This window comes from Ectobacillus sp. JY-23, assembly GCF_023022965.1.
GTDB lineage: Bacteria > Bacillota > Bacilli > Bacillales > Bacillaceae_G > Ectobacillus.
Window position 1 is genome coordinate 3,440,279 of record NZ_CP095462.1, and the last position, 20,180, is coordinate 3,460,458.

At 43.8% G+C, this 20,180-nt stretch carries 20 protein-coding genes and 2 other annotated features; of the genes, 12 read left to right on the top strand and 8 right to left on the bottom strand.

The features are described from left to right. Positions 1-19: 19 nt before the first annotated feature. Positions 20-1,318 carry a diguanylate cyclase domain-containing protein gene (locus MUG87_RS17360; RefSeq protein WP_247083835.1) on the bottom strand — a complete coding sequence of 433 codons (1,299 nt, stop codon included), beginning with the start codon at positions 1,316-1,318 and terminating at the stop codon, positions 20-22. Positions 1,319-1,710: 392 nt separating this feature from the next. Here MUG87_RS17360 and MUG87_RS17365 point away from each other — a divergent pair, with 392 nt between their 5' ends. Both MUG87_RS17365 and MUG87_RS17370 read left to right on the top strand, forming a co-directional pair. Further along, positions 1,711-2,979, top strand: a complete 1,269-nt coding sequence (locus tag MUG87_RS17365) for a putative bifunctional diguanylate cyclase/phosphodiesterase (RefSeq protein ID WP_247083836.1) — start codon at positions 1,711-1,713, stop codon at positions 2,977-2,979. A 73-nt stretch (positions 2,980-3,052) separates the two neighbouring features. Then, complete coding sequence (locus MUG87_RS17370) at positions 3,053-3,688, top strand: diguanylate cyclase domain-containing protein (RefSeq protein ID WP_247083837.1); 636 nt, start codon at positions 3,053-3,055, stop codon at positions 3,686-3,688. Positions 3,689-3,720: 32 nt separating this feature from the next. Here MUG87_RS17370 and MUG87_RS17375 read toward each other — a convergent pair whose 3' ends face one another. The 3 genes from MUG87_RS17375 to MUG87_RS17385 all read right to left on the bottom strand — a co-directional run bounded on the left by MUG87_RS17375 (position 3,721) and on the right by MUG87_RS17385 (position 5,972). Beyond that, positions 3,721-4,143 carry a GNAT family N-acetyltransferase gene (locus MUG87_RS17375; protein ID WP_247083838.1) on the bottom strand — a complete coding sequence of 141 codons (423 nt, stop codon included), beginning with the start codon at positions 4,141-4,143 and terminating at the stop codon, positions 3,721-3,723. Positions 4,144-4,149: 6 nt separating this feature from the next. Continuing rightward, the gene (locus MUG87_RS17380; RefSeq protein ID WP_247083840.1) at positions 4,150-4,662 is read right to left on the bottom strand and encodes a YjcG family protein; all 513 of its coding nucleotides are present in this window, start codon (positions 4,660-4,662) and stop codon (positions 4,150-4,152) included. Between the two features lie 581 nt (positions 4,663-5,243). Next, positions 5,244-5,972: an alpha/beta hydrolase gene (locus MUG87_RS17385; RefSeq protein ID WP_247087762.1), complete on the bottom strand. Its 729-nt coding sequence runs from the start codon at positions 5,970-5,972 to the stop codon at positions 5,244-5,246. A gap of 173 nt (positions 5,973-6,145) precedes the next feature. On the opposite strand from MUG87_RS17385, the gene MUG87_RS17390 reads away from it, so the two are divergent. Beyond that, positions 6,146-7,030 (top strand): DMT family transporter, encoded by an 885-nt coding sequence (locus MUG87_RS17390; RefSeq protein WP_247083842.1) that lies wholly within the window; start codon positions 6,146-6,148, stop codon positions 7,028-7,030. On the opposite strand, the gene MUG87_RS17395 is transcribed toward MUG87_RS17390, so the two are convergent. Together MUG87_RS17395 and putP are read right to left on the bottom strand one after the other, a co-directional pair. Continuing rightward, the gene (locus MUG87_RS17395; protein ID WP_247083843.1) at positions 7,031-7,405 is read right to left on the bottom strand and encodes an Ig-like domain-containing protein; all 375 of its coding nucleotides are present in this window, start codon (positions 7,403-7,405) and stop codon (positions 7,031-7,033) included. It lies immediately after the preceding gene. Positions 7,406-7,668: 263 nt separating this feature from the next. Further along, a complete protein-coding gene (gene putP, locus MUG87_RS17400; RefSeq protein WP_247083845.1) occupies positions 7,669-9,132 on the bottom strand; it encodes a sodium/proline symporter PutP in 1,464 nt (487 codons plus the stop codon). A gap of 330 nt (positions 9,133-9,462) precedes the next feature. Then, positions 9,463-9,696: a binding site (T-box leader), on the top strand. 206 nt (positions 9,697-9,902) lie between these two features. Continuing rightward, positions 9,903-10,139 (top strand) — a binding site (T-box leader). 49 nt (positions 10,140-10,188) lie between these two features. Between putP and trpE the strand changes: the two genes are divergently transcribed. The 7 genes from trpE to trpA are packed head-to-tail and all read left to right on the top strand — an operon-like array spanning position 10,189 to position 16,517. After that, positions 10,189-11,607, top strand: a complete 1,419-nt coding sequence (trpE, locus tag MUG87_RS17405; protein WP_247083848.1) for an anthranilate synthase component I — start codon at positions 10,189-10,191, stop codon at positions 11,605-11,607. Continuing rightward, positions 11,604-12,194 (top strand): anthranilate synthase component II, encoded by a 591-nt coding sequence (locus MUG87_RS17410; protein WP_247083850.1) that lies wholly within the window; start codon positions 11,604-11,606, stop codon positions 12,192-12,194. Before trpE ends, MUG87_RS17410 begins: the two co-directional genes overlap by 4 nt. Beyond that, on the top strand, positions 12,175-13,194 hold the full coding sequence (trpD, locus tag MUG87_RS17415; RefSeq protein ID WP_247083852.1) for an anthranilate phosphoribosyltransferase: 1,020 nt from the start codon (positions 12,175-12,177) through the stop codon (positions 13,192-13,194). The genes MUG87_RS17410 and trpD overlap by 20 nt, the downstream gene beginning before the upstream one ends. Continuing rightward, a complete protein-coding gene (trpC, locus tag MUG87_RS17420; RefSeq protein ID WP_247083854.1) occupies positions 13,195-13,956 on the top strand; it encodes an indole-3-glycerol phosphate synthase TrpC in 762 nt (253 codons plus the stop codon). After that, the gene (locus MUG87_RS17425; protein WP_247083857.1) at positions 13,953-14,561 is read left to right on the top strand and encodes a phosphoribosylanthranilate isomerase; all 609 of its coding nucleotides are present in this window, start codon (positions 13,953-13,955) and stop codon (positions 14,559-14,561) included. Before trpC ends, MUG87_RS17425 begins: the two co-directional genes overlap by 4 nt. Before the next feature lie 2 nt (positions 14,562-14,563). Beyond that, positions 14,564-15,757, top strand: a complete 1,194-nt coding sequence (gene trpB, locus MUG87_RS17430) for a tryptophan synthase subunit beta (protein WP_247083859.1) — start codon at positions 14,564-14,566, stop codon at positions 15,755-15,757. 1 nt (position 15,758) lies between these two features. Further along, complete coding sequence (gene trpA, locus MUG87_RS17435) at positions 15,759-16,517, top strand: tryptophan synthase subunit alpha (RefSeq protein ID WP_247083861.1); 759 nt, start codon at positions 15,759-15,761, stop codon at positions 16,515-16,517. 115 nt (positions 16,518-16,632) lie between these two features. On the opposite strand, the gene MUG87_RS17440 is transcribed toward trpA, so the two are convergent. Then, positions 16,633-17,160, bottom strand: coding sequence for a GNAT family N-acetyltransferase (locus tag MUG87_RS17440; protein WP_247083863.1), 528 nt, complete (start codon positions 17,158-17,160; stop codon positions 16,633-16,635). A gap of 120 nt (positions 17,161-17,280) precedes the next feature. Between MUG87_RS17440 and MUG87_RS17445 the strand changes: the two genes are divergently transcribed. After that, on the top strand, positions 17,281-18,210 hold the full coding sequence (locus MUG87_RS17445) for a manganese-dependent inorganic pyrophosphatase (protein ID WP_247083865.1): 930 nt from the start codon (positions 17,281-17,283) through the stop codon (positions 18,208-18,210). A gap of 78 nt (positions 18,211-18,288) precedes the next feature. Then, a complete protein-coding gene (locus MUG87_RS17450; RefSeq protein ID WP_247083867.1) occupies positions 18,289-19,776 on the top strand; it encodes an L-lactate permease in 1,488 nt (495 codons plus the stop codon). Here MUG87_RS17450 and MUG87_RS17455 read toward each other — a convergent pair. After that, positions 19,739-20,071 (bottom strand): hypothetical protein, encoded by a 333-nt coding sequence (locus MUG87_RS17455; RefSeq protein WP_247083869.1) that lies wholly within the window; start codon positions 20,069-20,071, stop codon positions 19,739-19,741. The genes MUG87_RS17450 and MUG87_RS17455 overlap by 38 nt on opposite strands. Positions 20,072-20,180: the final 109 nt, after the last annotated feature.

Consider the following 20,180-nt stretch of genomic DNA (forward strand, 5'->3'; position numbering starts at 1 on the left):
GGATAAAATGAAAAAAGAGTTATTGATATATGGAGACTTGATTACGCCCGGAACGCTTCGCTTCGTACAAGGCTTTATCTGCTTGATCTAAAAAGGACTCTGGGGAGCTGGACAGCGTTGGAGTCATGAGGGCCACGCCGAGGCTAATTGTCAAATAAGGGCTAGTGGCGGATGTTTTATGAGGGATTTTCAGAGACTCAACAGTATCTCGGAGTTGTGCTGCGATGATAAGGGCACGTGTTTCATTTGTATCATATAAAATAACGAGAAATTCTTCCCCGCCATAGCGAGCAATAAAGTCATTTTGGTTTTTTATGGTGTTCTGTAAGGCCGAGGCGACTTTTTGCAGACAAGCATCACCTTTCACATGACCGTATGTGTCATTATAAAGCTTGAAACAATCAATATCGATTAAAATAATTCCGAGTTTGGTAGACAAAGAAAGTGCCTGGTGCCAAGCTTGTGCAAAGGTTTCATCACAAATACGTCGATTGGGGATTTGCGTGAGACTATCTATGGAAGACAATTCATTCGCTTTTTTGAGCTGCATTTCAGCTTCAATTTTTTCTGAAATGTCATGGGAGGCAACTAAAATCTCTAACATTGTACCTTCTTCTGTATAAATAGGTCGGCTTGCTGATTGAACCCAGATATAGGTACCGTCTTGTTTTTTCATGCGGTATCGTAAGTTGCTAATACCGTTATGAATCGTAAGGTGCTTGTGCATGTTTTTCAGCGCTGTTATATCTTCAGTATGAACAAATGAATACATCGAGCAGCCTCTCATCTCTTCTGCTTCATAACCTAGTAATTTTTTACATACAGGTGAAACATATGTGTACAGGCCACTGGGTGTATGTTTAGAAATAAAATCTGTAGAGTGCTCAGCTAAAAGGCGCAGCCATTCTTCATTTTCCTTCATTTTTCGCTCACTATTTTTTTGTTCGGTAATATCAACAATTTGTGAGATGAAATGGAGAGGAGTTCCATTTTTATCATATACGAGAGAAACACTTAATAACACCCAAATTAACATGCCATTTTTATGAATATATCTTTTCTCCATTCGATATGTGTCTAGTTCTCCGCGAATCATTTTTTGAACGTATTGAAGATCTAAGTCCAAATCGTCAGGATGCGTGATATCTTGAAAAGAACCTGCTAATAATTCGGTTTCACTGTAGCCTAACAACTTACAAAGTGCAGGATTCACTTTTAGCCATTTGCCGTCTAATCCGACCAATGCTTTTCCAATAGGTGCATAGTGAAAAGCATTTACAAATAAATCGTAATCAACAGGCGTATTTCGTTTTTCCATTTCATTCACCTCTTCGTGTATGGAGTGAAGCAAAGCAATATAATTTGTATGAATCCTTTTATTATATTCAGATTAATAGATTACTGTGATGGGATAGAGCGGAGAGTGTGAATGAATCCTAATCCTTCTTTGCTTCGATATACAGACAGTAACTGCTCAAGACTTGATGCTACGTACTAGAAAGTGGGCGCTTTCATTTTTTATTTTTGTCTGCCAAGCTATAGTGTGTAATGATTGATAAGGCATGTTCACTATAAAATCTTATTTTTTAGTAGTATGCATAAGCAGATTAAGTCTATTTGCATATGATAGTAAGAGAATGAGACTGTATCTATATGCATGAAGTTTTTATATATGTGTACAGGTAAATTATGGAGAAAGGATTAATCCATATGAAGCAAAATGGAAAACGGCTTTTATATGATGAATTAACAGGTGTATATAGTCGATATGGCATGAAGCGGAAGATGGAGGAAGTATGCGGGTATACAAGAAGCGTGTTGCTCCTTTTGATAAATATAAAGCGTTTCGCATGGATCAATAAAACAATGGGACATCATGTGGGAGATGAAGTATTACGTTCTGTGGCAGAGCGCTTAAGAAAAAGTACACCAAATGGTATCGTTTCTCGTCAGTGGGGAGACGAATTTGCTGTTTTGTTCTCCGATATGAAGGGTGAGAAGCAAATTCGAGATTTGGTGGAATCATTAATGCGAACACTGCAGCATCCATTCTTTGTCCGCAATTATAAGATTGCTTTGCAGTGTTATATTGGCGGGGTGATCGGAAAGAGTTCAGAAGTGCAGGATATGTTAAAGGATGGGGAAACAGCTTTATTGTGTGCGAAAGAGAAGGGCAAGAATATCTGTTTTTTTTGTCCTCATATGAGAGAGGAACTTCACTCAAAAATAGAAATAGCATTTGAATTGCAGCAAGCGTTGCCAAATCATGAGCTTGCTCTTTACTATCAACCACAAGTGAATATCGCAACAGGAGAAGTGGGGGGAGTGGAGGCATTGGTGCGCTGGCATCATCCGCACAAAGGTCTTATATTGCCAGGAGAGTTTATTCCTATTGCTGAAGAAACTGGTTTAATTATACCGATTGGTAAGTGGATCATCTATGAAGCTTGTCGGCAAAATCAAGAGTGGAGAGAACAGGGCTCGTACAATGGGAAGATATCAATCAATATATCTCCCAAACAGTTCATGCAAGATGATTTCGTCATGTATGTGAAAGAAGTACTAACACGTACCAAGCTTAATCCGAGCGATATAGAACTGGAAATCACGGAATCTCTTTACTTAGAGGAAGAAGTATACAGCAAGCTAGAGCAGCTTAGAGAATTAGGGATGCAGCTTTCCATTGATGATTTTGGTACAGGCTATGCTAGCTTTCAATATTTAAAACGATGTCCCGTGCATGCGGTGAAAATTGCTCCGCAGTTTGTCATGAATATGGACAAGGAAGAACCTAATAAATCTATCATCTCCTTAATTACAGCGCTTGCTGAAGAACTTCAGCTTCAAACGATTGCAGAAGGCGTGGAAACAAAAGAACAGCTTTCTTTTTTGGAATCTCTTAATTGTGCATATGTACAAGGCTACTTTTTCAGTCCTCCGCTTCCTCCAGAAGAATTAATTAATTTCCTAAAATCTTAATATTAAGTAATTATGTATTTGTACAAGCCTTTCTGACTCTGTCGCATATATTGAAGGGAAAGGAGGTGTTGGTATGAAAGAGCATAAGGGGAAAATAGGAGGATTTTTTTTATTAAATACCGTTGCATTAACGGAATGGATTACTCTTCAGGAATTGTTATCTAAGCTTGATAATCAGGCCTTGTATATTGGTACGGGTTTATATCTTATACAAATTTTGGCCGGTGTATATGCCGGACACAAATACGATAAGAAAAAAAAGCGAAATACGTCACAGGAATGGAAGAGCAACGAGTTTGCGCTGGTATTTTTTGATAAATTAAAGGCTCTTTCACAGCGCAATGGCGGACAAATCACGCTTTATGTATTTGCAATTGAAAACTGGCGTGAGCTACAGGAGCAAGCCTCTGAGGAACAAGTACAGACAGTATTACAAAGCGTTGAAAAAGGGATTTTAGGTGCTATTCGAAAGAGTGATGTAGTCACGCTGTGGGAGGAGAATCAATATGTAGTCATCGCCTCTGATAAGGGGCATGAAGAGTCTCGACTTGCAGAGCGTGTGGTCGCACAAGTACGCCAGGAGTGTGAAGAGCTGTTGTTTAAGGTCGATTTACAGTTCGGAGCAGCCACATATCCAACAGAGGGCTATCATTTTGATGTTTTGCTTGCTTTGGCACAGAAGCGTCTATATGAGCTTCAGCATGAATAAAAGGACGGTTTTGAAGCCGTCCTTTTTGTTACTTATATGCTTTTTACCATTACAACGTGTGGAATATCTGCTTCCATAAATACATCCGAAATGGTTTGATAGCCAAGCCGTTGATAAAATGCTTCCGCCTGTGTCTGTGCATGCAGTTTTACTTTGTGAAGCTGCTGTGCTGCTGCCAGTTCTTCAAGAGCGTCCATAATAAGGCGACCAGCCCCTTTGCCGCGGTATGAAGAAAGCACGCAAATGCGCTCTAATTTCCCTACATCTTCGACTTCTCTCATGCGGCCAGCACCAATAGGTGTGTTTTCATCATAAAGCACGACATGCTTAGCTATTTCATCATACACATCGTATTCTTCTTCGGCGGAAACACCTTGCTCCTCAACGAAGACGAGTTTACGAACAGTGAAAGCGTCTTGTAATTGTTGTTCTGTTGTAACAAATTGTACGTTCAAAATTGTTTATTCCTTTCCAAGATGAAATGTTTCGTAGACAGTCCAAGGGCCGTCTTCTAATTGATATAAAAGATGGAAGCGATCGATAGTTTGTTCATATTGGAAATCAATCATTTTCAATCGACCCAATACATCAGCAAGCTCATCGTCTGACAGCTGTTGGCCAATTGTAATATGAGGCACGAACGCATACTCACGCTCTTGCTCAAAATAGCCGCTGTGCAATAAGTTGTTCAGTGCTTCGAGTTCCGGTGTTTTTTCGATTTTTAAATAAATCACGTTGTTAACCGGTGCAAACGAACCGACTTTTGTTGTTTTCAATGTGAATGGCTGTACCTGAAACGCCACATTGTGCAGATTTTCTACAATACCTTTAATATCTTCTTCAGGTGCTTCAAAAGCTGCTTTCAGCGTAACGTGGGGCGGGATCATCGCATAATGCGTATCATATCGCTTGCGCAGGTTGTTCGCTCTGTCTTGCAGGTGTTTTGATGGAAAAATGACAATACCAAATTTCATCGTAGTTGCCTCCTTTTAAGATATTGTGGTTGCGGAACAAGCGGCTTCGCTTTTCGAGTGTCCAGCTGCATCGGCTAGCTCCTCCGGTCTGAGAACCCCAGCTCATAAAGGCAAAAAAGCGCCTTTTTGAGCCGGGAACCTCAGCCCTATGGAGCTGAACGAGCCGATTCCGCTTTTCGAGTGTCCAGCTGCATCGGCTAGCTCCTCTGGTCTGAGAACCCCAGCTCATAAAGGCAAAAAAGCGCCTTTTTGAGCCGGGAACCTCAGCCCTATGGAGCTGAACGAGCCGATTCCGCTTTTCGAGTGTCCAGCTGCATCGGCTAGCTCCTCCGGTCTGAGAACCCCAGCTCATAAAGGCAAAAAAGCGCCTTTTTGAGCCGGGAACCTCAGCCCTATGGAGCTGAACGAGCCGATTCCGCTTTTCGAGTGTCCAGCTACGCTTCCCAGGCACTACCATCTAAGAACCTCGGCCACAAAAAGGCAAAAAGCGCCTTTTCGAGCCGAGAACTTTAGATTCTGTGCCTAAGCGGTCGGCTTCGCTTTTCTACATTATATCAAACAATTCCGAAAATATGGAGTTGTTATTTTTGAGCGAGGGTGTGGTTGAAGGCGTGCGGCAGGTTTTTTTGCCAGTGCTTCCAAGTGTGATCGCCCTGAAATTCCTCATAATAGTAAGCTGTTCCGAGTGGCTTGAGAACGCTATGCAGCTCACGGTTTGGTGCAAGAAAGTCGCGAATTTGCCCATCGGTTGTTTTGACAGCTGTTTCTTCAGTGCCAATGATATGATACACTTCAATGCCACTCGCAAGTGCTTGCTGCGCCTGCTTTATAACGGCTTCATCAACAAATGGAGATTGCATGATTACTTTCCCGAATGTATGCGGATACATAAGTGCTGTCATGAATGAAACTGTACCGCCAAGTGAGTCTCCAGCAAGTACACGTCCGTTGCCCACTTGATATGTTGGATATTCCCTGTCTAAGAACGGAACGAGCTCATGTGCTAAAAAACGGATGTAAGCCGCATTTTGTGCCCCGCTTGGGTGATATTTTTCTTTACGGTCATGTACATCTTTATATGGAATGCCAACAAAGATGGTACGGTCAATCTCGCCTTCTTCCAGTAGTGCTTCCAGAACGCGAGGGGCACGTCCAAATTTTATATAGTCACTACCGTCCTGCGCAATTACAACGGTGTGCTTGAGCAGGGGGGTATAGCCGGAAGGTAAATAAATTAGCAAGGTCATGTCTTCTTGTAATGCTTCACTGAAAAATGTGATTTCCTGTAATGTTCCTTTTGTCATCGTTATCTCTCCCATCAAACATGCTACTCCCGTATTTTATCATATTGTGAGCCAGTAGCGTCAATTTTGCTAGATTGCGAGGAAGGATGCACATATAATGAGATGAGGTGCAAATGCTTCTAGGTGTTACATACAAAGGTGAGATAAGGAATAAAAAGTATAAAGAGGAGAGAAAAATCGTGAGAGAAGAGAAATCCATTGCGCTACCGCTGGCAATATCCATTATTGCCATTTCATTTTCAGCTATTTTTGTCAAGCTATCCAATGCGCCTTCGTCTGTGCTGAGCATGTACCGACTTTGGTTGGCAAGTCTGCTGCTTGTTCCTGTTGTATGGAGCAAGCGAGAGGAATTTAGTCGTATTTCACGTGGAGATTGGTTGTTTTTAGCAGCTTCCGGCTTCTTTTTGGCACTGCATTTTTTGCTTTGGTTTCAATCATTAAAGTTGACGACGGTTGCTAGTTCTACGATCATTTTGGCGCTGCAGCCGCTTGTATCACTGGCTGGTGGCTTTTTGCTGTTTAAAGAACGTACTACAATATCCGCTCTTATGACAATGGTTATCGCGATATTTGGTGTAGCAATGATTGGGTGGGGAGATTTTGGATTAAGTCAGGAAGCTATTTTGGGTGATATTTTATCTTTTTTAAGTGTAATTGCGGTAGTGGGCTACCTATTGATTGGGCAAAGTGTTGTTAAAAAGCTGTCTCATTGGATTTATAGTTTTTGTGTGTTTGTATTTGCAGCATTCTTTTTGACTATCTATAATGTGGCGACAGCAACGCCGCTTGGTGGATACTCAGTGATAGACTGGACAATGTTTTTCTTATTGGCAACAGTTCCTACGGTATCTCACCTTATTAATAACTGGCTACTGGCATATGTAAATGCCACAACAATTTCCATGAGTATTCTCGGCGAGCCCGTAGGAGCCACCATTTTGGCGGTGCTGCTTCTTGGTGAGCGTTTAACAGGCATTCAAATAACTGGTGGCATCCTTGTATTGGCCGGTGTCTTTTTCTTTTTATCACAGCAAAAGGTGCATAAGGAAGTTGTAGAGGTGTAGCTATTTATTCGTAATTAAATAATCGTGAACCATGACCACGCATAAATCACGAAACGCGCCGGCAGTAGCGATGACAACGGTTCTTCCGGGGCGTTTTCCTTTTATCCAAGCTGCATCGTCTTGGATGATAATGTCTGCAATAGTTGGGTCAATGATATGCCATGTCACTGTTTTATCTGTTGCATTATGAGGTAGCAATGAAGCTTGTAACTTTTCTGTTTGTCCGGTTTTGAGCTTTAATTTATCTTTGTTTAAATGAACACTCATGATGTTAATTGGGGCCAAAGAAAGATATGGCTGTTCTTCTTTTTTTTCAAACATGGCGACCACCGGTGCCGGACCGCCTTCATTTAATTCTTTATGTCTTCTAATCAAGTAAATCCGCCCCCTTTTTCTTTTATACCCATCATACAGAAGAAGTGTAAGGATTTAATTAAAGAAAAATAAAGAAAATATTAAGATTAATAGAGAAATATGGCGAAAAAACACGTTTTTTGTAGGGGTGTGAAAATACGACCCCGAAACATAAGGTGAAAAGCTAACTTGAGTTTTTAGCAGATGAGTGTATGTAGTTGAAAATGTTGTGATGTGTATACAGTTGGACATGAAAAAGCGCGGGATTGCTCCCGCGCTTTTGGTTAGGCTGTTTTTTCAAATGTCTCAAATGTTTCTTGTGCAGTTTTAGAAGGTTTTGTTAACAAGCTGACAAGTACAATCATAAGTAAGCTTGCTGCAAAGCCTGGAATCATTTCATACAAGCCAGTTTCCTTGAATACTTTAACGTTTGTCCATGTGATAACCGTTGTTGCGCCGGCAATCATACCCGCTAAAGCACCCCATTTCGTCATGCGCTTCCAGTATAAGCTCAGTAGAATGACAGGACCGAAGGAAGAACCGAATCCTGCCCAAGCGTAGCCGACAAGAGAAAGAATGGTACCATTCTTTTGGTAAGCCAGTCCGATGCCAATTAGCGCAACGAGAAGCACAGCCATTCTACCCACGAATACAAGCTCACGATCGGTTGCGGAGCGACGGAAGTACGTACGGTACAAGTCTTCTGTCAACGCGCTTGACGTTACAAGAAGCTGAGAAGAAATTGTGCTCATCACAGCCGCTAAGATGGCTGCTAATAAAAAGCCGGTAATCAACGGGTGAAACAAAATGGTGCCAAGCTCGATAAAGACTGTTTCCGGGTCGGTAAGCTGTGCTCCTGTTTTAGAAAAATAAGCAATACCAACCAAGCCCGTGAACATCGCACCTGCGACTGAGAAAATCATCCAGCTCATTCCGATGCGGCGTGCGCTTTTAATTTCTTTTGTAGATGTGATAGCCATAAAACGAACGATGATGTGCGGTTGACCAAAATAACCAAGTCCCCAGGCAAATAAAGAAATAATGCCAATAAAAGAAGTGCCTTTAAAAATATCCAAGTAAGCTGGGTTTACAGACTTGATTTCTGAAAATGTTGGCCCGATACCGCCCACATGAAGAATTGTCACAAGTGGTACAAGAATTAAGGCAAGGACCATAATAACACCTTGTACAAAGTCCGTTAAGCTAACGGCAAGAAAACCGCCGAATAATGTGTAAGCAATAACAACAGAGGCTACAATCCAAATCCCGAGGTGATAGTCAAGTTTGAAGGTGTTTTCAAACAAAACAGCACCTGAAACGAAGCCGGAAGCAACGTAAAATGTAAAAAAGATAAGAATAACTAGACCAGATGTTAAACGCAAGAGATTAGAAGTGTCGTTAAAACGATTGCCTAGAAATTGCGGTATTGTAATCGAGTTGTTTGCAATCTCAGAGTATGTGCGCAAGCGAGGTGCTACATATAACCAGTTTGCATAAGCGCCGAGTGTGAGACCGATGACGATCCAACCGCTGCTTAATCCCGATGCATACATGGCACCAGGTAAGCCGAGCATCAACCAGCCGCTCATATCCGCAGCCCCGGCACTCAGTGCAGTAACTGCAGGTCCTACATTACGACCGCCTAGCATATAATCAGATAAGTCTGTGGTACGCTTGTACGCATAATAACCAATGCAAAGCATACCTAGCATATAAATGCTGATAGAAATTAAGATTTGTGTATTCATGCTGTGACTCCCCCTTTAAAGTATTTCTCTCTTGCTATACTGTAGCACTTTTTGTATAAAAAATAAACAAACAAATAAGAATTTTCTAATATGTAAGCGATTTAAATGGGTTTTTTATTATTTTATAATAATTATATTGATAATAGAATCGTTATATAGATTGCATTTATATGCGATAAATAGTTATGTTGCGAAATTCAATATCATTTTTTCTAGTATAATAATATGATTATAAATATTCATTTAGGGTGTATGATTTGAAAAAAATTTTGCGAAAAGTGCTTGACGGATAAAATGAACATATACTACAATAGGTTCAAATTTACTGAACGAAAAGCGTTGATGAAGAAGAGTACGTATTACAAACATGTCAGAGAGCTGATGGTTGGTGCGAATCAGTATGGGCGTAATAGGGAATGGGCTTCGGAGCTTCCAAACCGAACTAACAGTAGGCTTTGGCGAACAGTCTCATCGTTACAAGAGACGCGCATTGAACTTGATGCGTTAAAGCGGGTTGCATTTGCAGCCAATGAAGGTGGCACCACGGGTCCTCTCGTCCTTTACTATAGGATGAGTGGGCCCTTTTTGTATAGAAAAGCGGAATCGGCTCGTTCAGCTCCATAGGGCTGAGGTTCCGGGCTCAAAAAGGCGCGTTTTACCTTTATGGGACGGGGTTCTCAGACTGGAGGAGCTAGCCGATGTAGCTGGACAGAAGAAAAGTGGAGCCGACCTGTATGACCAAAATGGATGTAACACCTAATTAAATAAAGTATAAATCGCTGAGTAAGAAGAGTACGTATACGAGAAGCGTTCCAGAGAGCCGGGGCAGGTGAGAGCCGGTACGATATTGTATACCGAATGGGCTTACGAGAGGTCTTTTGAAATATGGAGTAGGAAGACACGGATTCCTCCGTTACAAGGATAGGGTATCATGTGTACCCGAAAAAGAGGGGTTCTTTGCGGAACCCGAACTGAGGTGGCACCGCGGTAACTATATCGTCCTCTGCATGTATATGCAGGGGATTTTTTTGTACCCAAAAAAGGAGGAAATACACAATGATGATAAAAGAAACGTTCGACATGATGCGGAAACAGAAGCAATTGTTTTTCATAACAGATGAAATGGAAGGAGACGAGGTAACGCCGATTGTTTTATACCAGCGGCTTGCGGGAAATAAAACGTTTTTGCTAGAAAGCTCGCTCACCCATGAAGACAAAGGACGCTACTCCTTCATTGGTAGCAATCCGTACATGGAAATCACCAGCTATGGCACGGAAATAAACATAATCTCCGGAACCGATGTGAAGCAGCGGCAAGGAAAAGTGCTTGATGTAATTAGGGAGCTGCTTGCTTTTCAAAAAGCGGACAGTCCGTTTCCATTCGCGGGAGGTGCGGTTGGCTACGTCGGCTATGATGTAATCAGGCAGTATGAGGAGATCGGTGCGGAAAATAACGATGAGCTGGAAATGCCAGAAACACACCTTCTGTTTTACCAAACCTTTACGGTGTACGATCACAAATTGCAAAAGGTATCTTTCGTGTACGTATACCGCCCAGAGGAAGAGACTTCTTATGAACAAGTGCAAGAGATTTTAACGAATATGAAAACAAAAGCGCAGCGTCAAAGCGCACCGGCAACACCGGTAGCAAAGCTGAAGGCAAAGTTTCATTCGAATATTAAGGAAGATGAGTTTTATGAAATGGTGAATCGAGCCAAGGAGTATATCAAGGCAGGTGATATTTTCCAAGTAGTACTTTCACAGCGCTTGCGTACGACATTCGATGGCGATCCGTTCGGGTTGTATCGCCGCTTGCGTATCACAAATCCTTCACCGTACATGTTTTATGTGGACTTCGGTTCGTATACGGTACTTGGCTCCTCCCCGGAGAGCTTGCTGTCGGTGAAGGGGGATAAGGTTATCACAAATCCGATTGCCGGCACAAGACCACGCGGTAGAGATAAAGAAGAGGATGAAAAAATCGCGAAGGAGCTTCGCGGCAATGAAAAGGAAAAAGCAGAGCACCTCATGCTGGTGGATCTAGGAAGAAATGATTTGGGATTCGTTAGTGAAATTGGTACAGTAAAGCCTGAAAAATTTATGGAGATTGAACGCTATTCGCATGTGATGCATCTTGTTTCCGAAGTGTCCGGGCAATTGCGGGAGGATGTGACGTGCTTAGATGCCTTGCAATATTGCTTGCCGGCCGGTACTGTGTCCGGTGCACCGAAAATTCGGGCGATGACGATCATCGATGAGCTGGAAAACAAAAAACGCGGTGTGTATGCGGGTACGGTCGGTTATATCTCGTTCAACGGCGATATGGATATGGCGCTCGCGATCCGGACGATGGTGGTTAAGGATAACAAAGCTTACATTCAGGCAGGAGCAGGGATTGTGTACGATTCCGAGCCCGAGGCGGAATATATGGAAACGATTAATAAAGCGAAAGCGCTGCTGGAGGTATTATCATGATTTTACTAATTGATAACTACGATTCCTTTACCTATAACCTGTATCAACTATTAAGCTTATATGAAAAGGTGGAGGTTGTGCGGAACGATAAGTTGACGTTGCAGGAAATTGAAGAGCTGAAACCTACGGCAATCGTCCTGTCGCCAGGACCGGGAAGGCCGGAAGATGCCGGTATGTGTACGGCGGTCATCAAACGATTTTATAAGCAAATCCCGATCCTTGGTATTTGTCTCGGCCATCAGGCAATCGTCCACGCGTTTGGCGGTGATGTCATTCGTGCGAATCTGGTGAAGCACGGTAAAACATCGATGCTGCGTCATAGCGGTACAGGTATTTTTCAATACGTAAAGCAGCCGTTTCAAGCGATGCGCTATCACTCGCTTGTGGCGGATAAGCATACACTGCCATCAATGTTTGAAGTATTGGCAACATCGATGGACGACGGTGAAGTCATGGCGATTAAGCATCATTACCATTCTTTGTATGGCATGCAGTTTCATCCGGAAAGTATTGCGACGGAAGAAGGAAGTAAATTAATTCAACAATTCATAATGGAGGCGAAGGCGTATGAATCAGTATCTGCGTAAGTTGATCGAACGAAAGAATTTAAGTGAGGCAGAGGTATATGAGGCAGGAATCGGTATGCTGGACGGGACGGTCACGGAAAGCGAAATCGCTGCGTTTTTGGTCGGACTGAAAACAAAGGGCGAAACGCCTGATGAGATATACGGCTTGGTGCGTGCCTTACGAGAGAAGGCGCTGCGCTTTCGGGATGTAAAGGGTGCGATGGATAACTGTGGAACGGGTGGAGATGGTGCGCAAACGTTCAATATCAGTACGACAACAGCGTTCGTTTTGGCCGGAGCGGGTGTGAAGGTCGCGAAGCATGGCAACCGCGCTGTTTCCAGCAAAACCGGCAGCGCGGATGTGCTGGAATTGCTGGGTGTGAACATCGCTTGCCCGCCGCATGAAATTGAGAGGCTGCTTGAAGCAGTCGGTATCGCGTTTTTATTTGCGCCATCCGTGCATCCAAACTTGCAAAAAATCATGAAGGTGCGAAAAGAGCTGAATGTACCGACAATTTTCAATTTAATTGGCCCTCTTACGAATCCGGTTGAACTGGAGACGCAGCTGGTCGGTATTTATAAACGGGAAATGCTTGTACCAATTGCGCAGGTACTGCAAAAAATTGGTCGCAAGCGCGCGGTTGTCGTGAACGGAAACGGCTTTTTGGACGAAGCCTCTTTGCAAGGGGAAAATCATATTGCTGTTTTACAGGATGGTATGATTACAGAAATGAAGGTGCATCCGGAAGAGTTTGGTTTACAGGTGGCATCAAACGAAGCGATTCGGGGTGGTGAACCAAAGGAAAACGCAGAAATTACGAGAAGTGTATTGCGAGGAGAACACGGTGTGTATCGTGACACGGTATTGCTCAATGCAGCTTTGGCGTTGTTCGCGAACGGCAAAGCCGAGACAATCGCTGAAGGTGTTGAGCTGGCAAAGCAGAGCATTGATTCAGGCAGCGCGCTTGCAAAGCTTGCGCTTCTTGTACAGGAAAGTCAAATTGTCGAAGAGGTGAGATGAATGGGAACGATTTTAGATAAGATTATTGCGCAGAAGAAATTAGAAGTGGCAGACTTGCAGCGAAGTGGGTTTCGGTATGAGGAAGTAAGACCGCATGTATCTCTAGTCGAGAATTTGAAGAAACCAGGTGTGACAGTGATTGCTGAAATCAAGCGTGCTTCTCCTTCTAAAGGAGCGCTGAATTTAGAGGTTGATGTGCAGGAACAAGCAAAGCAATATGAATTATCTGGTGCAGGCGCGATTTCCGTTTTGACGGATACGAACTTTTTTAAAGGCTCGTTTCAAGATTTAAAAGATGCACGCAGTGTTGTGTCAGTGCCGCTTTTGTGTAAGGACTTTATAATAGATGAAGTGCAAATTCAAAAGGCAAACGAGGCGGGAGCAGATATTATTTTATTGATTGTGGCGGCGTTACCTGGCGAGCGTTTGCAAGAACTGTATCGCTATGCAACAGAACTTGGCCTTGAAGTTATCGTAGAGGTGCATGATGAAGAAGAATTGGAAGCGGCTTTGGCAATTGGGCCGGCGATCATCGGTGTGAACAACCGCAACTTGAGAACATTTGAGGTAAATCTTGAAACAACAGAACGATTGGCGAAGCGGGTTGTATCATCGGGTGCATTGCTTATTAGTGAAAGTGGCATTTTTACAAAAGAAGATGTTGTGCGTGTGCAGCGAGTTGGGGCACAAGGAATTTTGGTTGGTGAGGCGTTCATGAGAGCTGACTCAGTAGCCGACTTGTTCGGAGCATTGCGCATATGAAGGTAAAGGTATGCGGCATTACGGATGTTGAAACAGCAAAGCGAACGTGTGAATACGGCGCTGATGCGCTTGGGTTTGTATTCGCCCCGAGCAAGCGAAGAATCACGCCGGAAGAAGCGGCCGACATCATTAAGGAGCTGCCGGCGCATGTGCAAAAGATTGGTGTGTTTGTGAATGAGACAATTGAGCGTGTAGAGGAAATTGCGGCCATGTGTGGTCTGAATTACGTCCAGCTTCATGGTGACGAGGATGCGTGTTACATGGAGAGACTGAATATTCCGTTTATTAAGGCGTTCGGCGTCGCTTCTCGAGAGGACGTGACCCGTGCGATGAACAGCAAGGCGGCATATGTGCTGCTTGACAGCCCGAAAGGCGTTTATCGCGGCGGGAACGGGACAGCATTTCCTTGGGAGTTGCTGCAGGAGCTTGGTGAGGAGGAGAGAGGGCGCGTCATTTTAGCGGGTGGACTGGGTTCTCATAATGTGAGAGACGCCATTCGTATCGTCAGACCGTACATGGTCGATGCCAGCAGCAGCCTTGAAACAGAGGGAAAGAAGGATCTACAAAAAATTAAAACATTTATTGAAACGGTGAAGGAGTGTTGAACATGAATTACACATATCCAAATGAAACAGGACATTACGGTGTATACGGCGGCCGCTACGTGCCGGAAACATTGATGCAATCGGTACTGGAGCTAGAGGCGGCTTATAAGGAAGCGATGGCTGATGAGGAGTTTCAAAAGCAGCTGGATTATTATTTGAAAACATACGTAGGACGGGAGACGCCACTTTATTTTGCGGAAAACTTAACGCGTTTGTGCGGCGGTCCGAAAATTTATTTGAAGCGCGAGGATTTAAATCATACAGGTGCCCATAAAATCAACAACACAATTGGGCAAGCACTTCTAGCAGTGCGAATGGGGAAAAAGAAGGTTGTTGCGGAAACGGGCGCCGGCCAGCATGGTGTGGCAACGGCGACAGTATGCGCGCTTCTTGGTTTGGAATGCGTTATTTTCATGGGAGAGGAAGACATTCGCCGCCAGAAATTGAACGTATTCCGAATGGAATTGCTCGGAGCGAGAGTAGAGGGCGTGTCATCAGGCAGTGCGACGCTAAAGGATGCGGTAAACGAGGCGCTTCGTTACTGGGTGACAAATGTAGGGGATACGCACTATATCATGGGTTCTGTACTAGGGCCACATCCGTTTCCGCAAATGGTGCGTGATTTCCAAAGTGTAATTGGCAACGAAACGAAAGCACAGTACAAAGCCTTAGAAGGTAAACTCCCAGACGCAGTTATCGCCTGCATAGGCGGCGGTAGCAATGCGATGGGTATGTTTTATCCGTTTGTAAAGGATGAAGAAGTAAAGCTGTACGGTGTAGAAGCGGCAGGTGCCGGCGTGGATACAGATAAACACGCAGCAACCTTGACGAAGGGAAAGGTCGGCGTGCTGCACGGGTCCATGATGTATTTGCTGCAGAACGAGGACGGACAAATTCAAGAAGCGCATTCCATTTCGGCGGGATTAGATTATCCGGGTGTGGGGCCTGAACATAGCTTGCTGAAGGATTTGCAGCGTGCAGAGTACCATGCAGTGACAGATGAAGAAGCATTACAAGCATTCAAGCTGCTGGCGTGTGAGGAGGGAATCATTCCGGCGCTCGAAAGCTCGCATGCGATTGCGTACGCACTAAAACTAGCGCCAACGATGAAGGAAGAGGAAGGCATCGTGATTTGTTTATCAGGACGCGGTGATAAGGATGTTGAAAGCGTAAAAGCATATTTGGAGGGGAAATGAGATGAATATTAATGACGTATTGAACAAGCTGCGTGAAGCAGGTGAAAAAGCGTTTGTGCCGTACATCATGGCTGGTGACGGCGGAATGGAAAAGCTGAAGGAAAACATCCGCTTTTTGGATGAAGTAGGTGCAAGCATCCTTGAGATTGGTATTCCCTTTTCCGATCCGGTTGCGGATGGACCGACCATCCAGCGTGCGGGCAAGCGTGCGCTAGATAACGGAACGACACTTGAGAGTATTTTCCAGGCGTTGACGGAGGTACGTCCGCAGGTGGAGGTGCCGTTCGTACTCATGACGTATTTGAATCCAGTTTTGGCATTCGGTGTGGAGCGATTTGTTGAGCGCTGCCAGGGAGCAGGGGTGAGCGGTATTATCGTGCCGGATCTTCCGTATGAGGAAAAGAACATCGTATCGGATGCGCTCGAGCGGGTTGGGATTGCGTTAATTCCGCTTGTAACGCTGACGAGCCCGATTGAGCGCATCGCTAAAATCACAGAAGAAGCACAGGGCTTTATCTACGCTGTGACGGTAACAGGTGTGACAGGAGCAAGGCGCGATTTCGCACAAAGTCAATTCGACTATTTGCGCCGCGTCAAGGAAGTAGCACACTTGCCCGTGTTGGCTGGGTTTGGCATTTCTACGCCGGAACAGGTACGAGAAATGGGGGATGTATGCGACGGTGTTGTAGTCGGCAGCCGCATTATTGAGCTGCTTGAGCAAGAGCGTTATGAAGAAATTCGCGAGCTGATTGGTAGCTGAAATAAAGTGAAAAGTGACCGGAATATATGTAAAAGTGACCGGAATGCAGGTGAAAGTGACCGAAATATATTCCCAAGTAGCCGGATCAAATAAAAAGACGTCCAAGGACGTCTTTTTATTCAAAAAATGCCGATGCGTATGAAACAGTTCCTGAAACGCCTGATAGTGCACCTTTTTCAAGCTCAAGTGCCATAAACACTTCATCAGGGACGTCAAAAGGGGCCTTGATATTCCAAGTAGAGGCGCGTCTAAAGCCAAACTTTGGGTAATATTCTGAGTGGCCGAGGACGATGACGGAGCGGAAGCCGAGCTGAGCCGCAATCTCTAAAGCTTTGGCAATCAGCTTTTTGCCAACGCCTTGCCCTTGAAAATCCGGCAATACAGAAACAGGTGCGAGCGCCAATGTCTTAGTCTGCTTTTCTTCATCTACAATTGCTGCTTTTGTTAATAAAATATGGCCTATGATTTGTTCATCATCAGTTGCCACCAGAGACAGCTCGGGTACGAATGCATGAGATTTTCTGAGTCGCGCTACTAAAGCATGCTCGCTATGGTCGCTATAAGGGGCATTTGCAAAAGCAGAACGAATAACCTGCTCAGTAAGTAGATGGTCAGCGGATGTTTCTTGTCGAATCGTTATCATATGTATCAACTCCTTCTTATAGCATAATCATTATGCATAAACCTTGCAACTCCGTATGTACACGTCTATAAAGTGTGATAAAATAGGAACGATTGAATTTATTTAGTAAGGAGAGTCATGATGGAAAAAGTACTTATTTTCGGACATAAAAACCCTGATACAGATACGATTTGCTCTGCAATCGCATATGCGGCATTAAAGCAAGAATTAGGTATGGATGCTGAGCCGATTCGTCTTGGTGAAGTGAACGGTGAAACGCAATATGCGTTGAACTACTTTAACGTAGATGCGCCTCGTTTGGTAGAAAAAGTGGCGGCAGAAGTAAGCAATGTTATTTTGGTTGACCACAATGAGCGTCAACAAAGTGCTGATGATATCGACCAAGTACGCGTACTTGAGGTAATTGATCATCACCGCATCGCGAACTTTGAGACAAGCGATCCGTTATACTACCGTGCGGAGCCTGTAGGCTGCACTGCAACAATTTTAAACAAATTGTATAAAGAGAACGGTGTGACAATTCGTAAGGAGATTGCGGGCTTAATGCTTTCTGCTATCATCTCCGACTCCTTATTGTTTAAATCTCCAACTTGCACAGAGCAAGACGTAGCAGCTGCAAAGGAACTTGCGGAAATCGCAGGTGTTGACGCAGACAGCTACGGTCTGGAAATGCTGAAGGCTGGCGCAGATTTAAGCGATAAAACAGTGCCACAGCTGATTTCTATTGATGCGAAAGAGTTCCAAATGGGCGGTCATAAAGTAGAAATCGCACAAGTAAACGCGGTGGATACAGCGCAAGTAATGGAGCGTCAAGCAGAATTAGAAGCAGTTTTACAAGATGTAATTGCGAAAAAAGAGCTTGATTTGTTCTTGCTTGTTGTTACTGATATTTTAAACAACGATTCTGTTGCGTTAGCACTAGGCAATGCTGCACATGCTGTTGAGAAGGCGTATAATGTTACGCTTGAAAACAACACAGCATTGTTAAAAGGTGTTGTTTCTCGTAAGAAGCAAATCGTGCCTGTGTTAACAGCTGCGTTAGAGGCGTAATTATAGTAAAAAAGCATCGCTTAGGCGATGCTTTTTTGTTATGATATAGAAAAGCTGTTGTATAACAGGAGGGGTGCTGTGCAAACCTTATTAGCGCTTTTGCCGCTGCTTAGCATTTTTGTATGCCTATTCGTTTGGAAGCAAACGGCGCTTCGGGCATCCGTTGCTTCTTATGGTGTAATAGTGTGTCTTGTATATTTCTATGCTCCGTTCGCTTTGCCGGCGAGCACGATTTTACATATGACCGCAAAAGGTGCACTCATTTGCTTGATTGTTGGTTATGTATTATTTTTTGGGATGTTTTTATTTCACCTGATGAATGAAGCGGGAGCCATTGCTTCCATCGCATCTTTTATTTCGCATGCTACATCAAATCGCGTCGCACAAACCCTTTTGCTATGCTTTGGTCTCTGTCCGCTCATTGAATCTGTAAGTGGCTTTGGTATAGGTTTTATGGTTGTCGCACCTATTTTTTTAGCCCTCGGTTTTCCGCCGATGCAAGCGGCGCTTTTATCGTTTATTGGATTGCTGGCCAGCGCGTGGGGGGCGTTAGCAACAGGAACGATTATCGGATCAGAATTAACGGGGCTGTCTTTAGCGAACATAGGGAGCGGTACGGCGTTTCTGTCCATGCCGATTTTTGTGTATTTCATGATGGTTGCCTTGTATATGGTCGCAGGCAAAGTAAGGGGTGTATTATGGCGACAGGCCCTTGTCATGCTGAGCAGCTTTTCCGGATCCATTGTGTTGTTTAGCTTATATGTCAGTGTGGAGCTTGCGGGCGTGCTCGCATCTATTGTAACAACTGCTTGTGGGTTGCTACTATTAAAAGAAAAAAACGTTGTACCATATGCGGAGCACGCGGCAGCTCTTCAAACCGGGGAAAGTATGTTGAAAGTTTTTAGTCCGTATTTGTTTTTGACGATTTGTATTTTATTATCGCGTGTCATTCCAACCATGCAGCAATTTCTGCAATCTCATGGTGTTCTGAAGGTAGAACGGTACTCTTATAAACTGGCTTTCTTGTATTCTCCTGGTTTTTGGCTATTTTGCACCTGTATGTTCACCATTATTGTGTTCCGGCTCTCGTTTCATTCTGTAAAACAATCATTGCGTCATACATGTAAACAATGGCTGCCATTTGCACTCACTACGACGATGTTCATCTCATTATCGGAAATAATGGCAATCTCAGGGATGCATGCGTTATTAGCGCAAACGGCAGGTGATGCGTTAGACGTTTCTTTTATCTTTATTGCACCGCTTGTGGGGGCGATTGGCGGTTTTTTGACAGGAAGTAATGCCGGCAGTAATGCAATGTTCATGAAATTACAGGTACAAACCGCACAGCATATTGGTGTCTCATGGCAATCTGTTGCGATCAGTCAAAATACAGCATCTTCCATTTCTACGATTGCTTGTCCTGCTCGGAGTACGCTTGGTGCCCATATTTGCGCAATCCCCCATCGTGAAAATGAATTGCTGCGAAAAACAGTCATTCTCATTAGCGGTGCGGTGCTTCTTGTTGTTATTGAGATAGGGATTTGGTATATGATGAGCGGTTAACTTCCTTTTCTTGTGGCTGTACGTGTTTATATAGTTCGTCAATTGTTTGGATCATGTCAACAACCTCATTTCGTTCTAAATAAATTGCCATGCCTTCTCTTAGTAAGACCACGACATTGGCGCTATGAATAAACAATGTATTGAATTTTCTTTTAATCTGCAACTTTTGCTCGTGCTCCTCTTGAAATAAAATACGCACAATATCAGGAGCTTGTGCGTCCAGCTTTTTTAATAAGTTTTCATAGTCTGCTTGAGCACGCTGATAGTCAGATGCTGTAATTTCTAATGCTTCCATTAGGTTCATCCTTTCTAGTTGTACGTATATAGGTGATTTTTACCGTCTTTTATTATAGTAGCTTTCTGCTTTAAATAGATTTTCATTATCGTAGTGATGCGAAAATGTA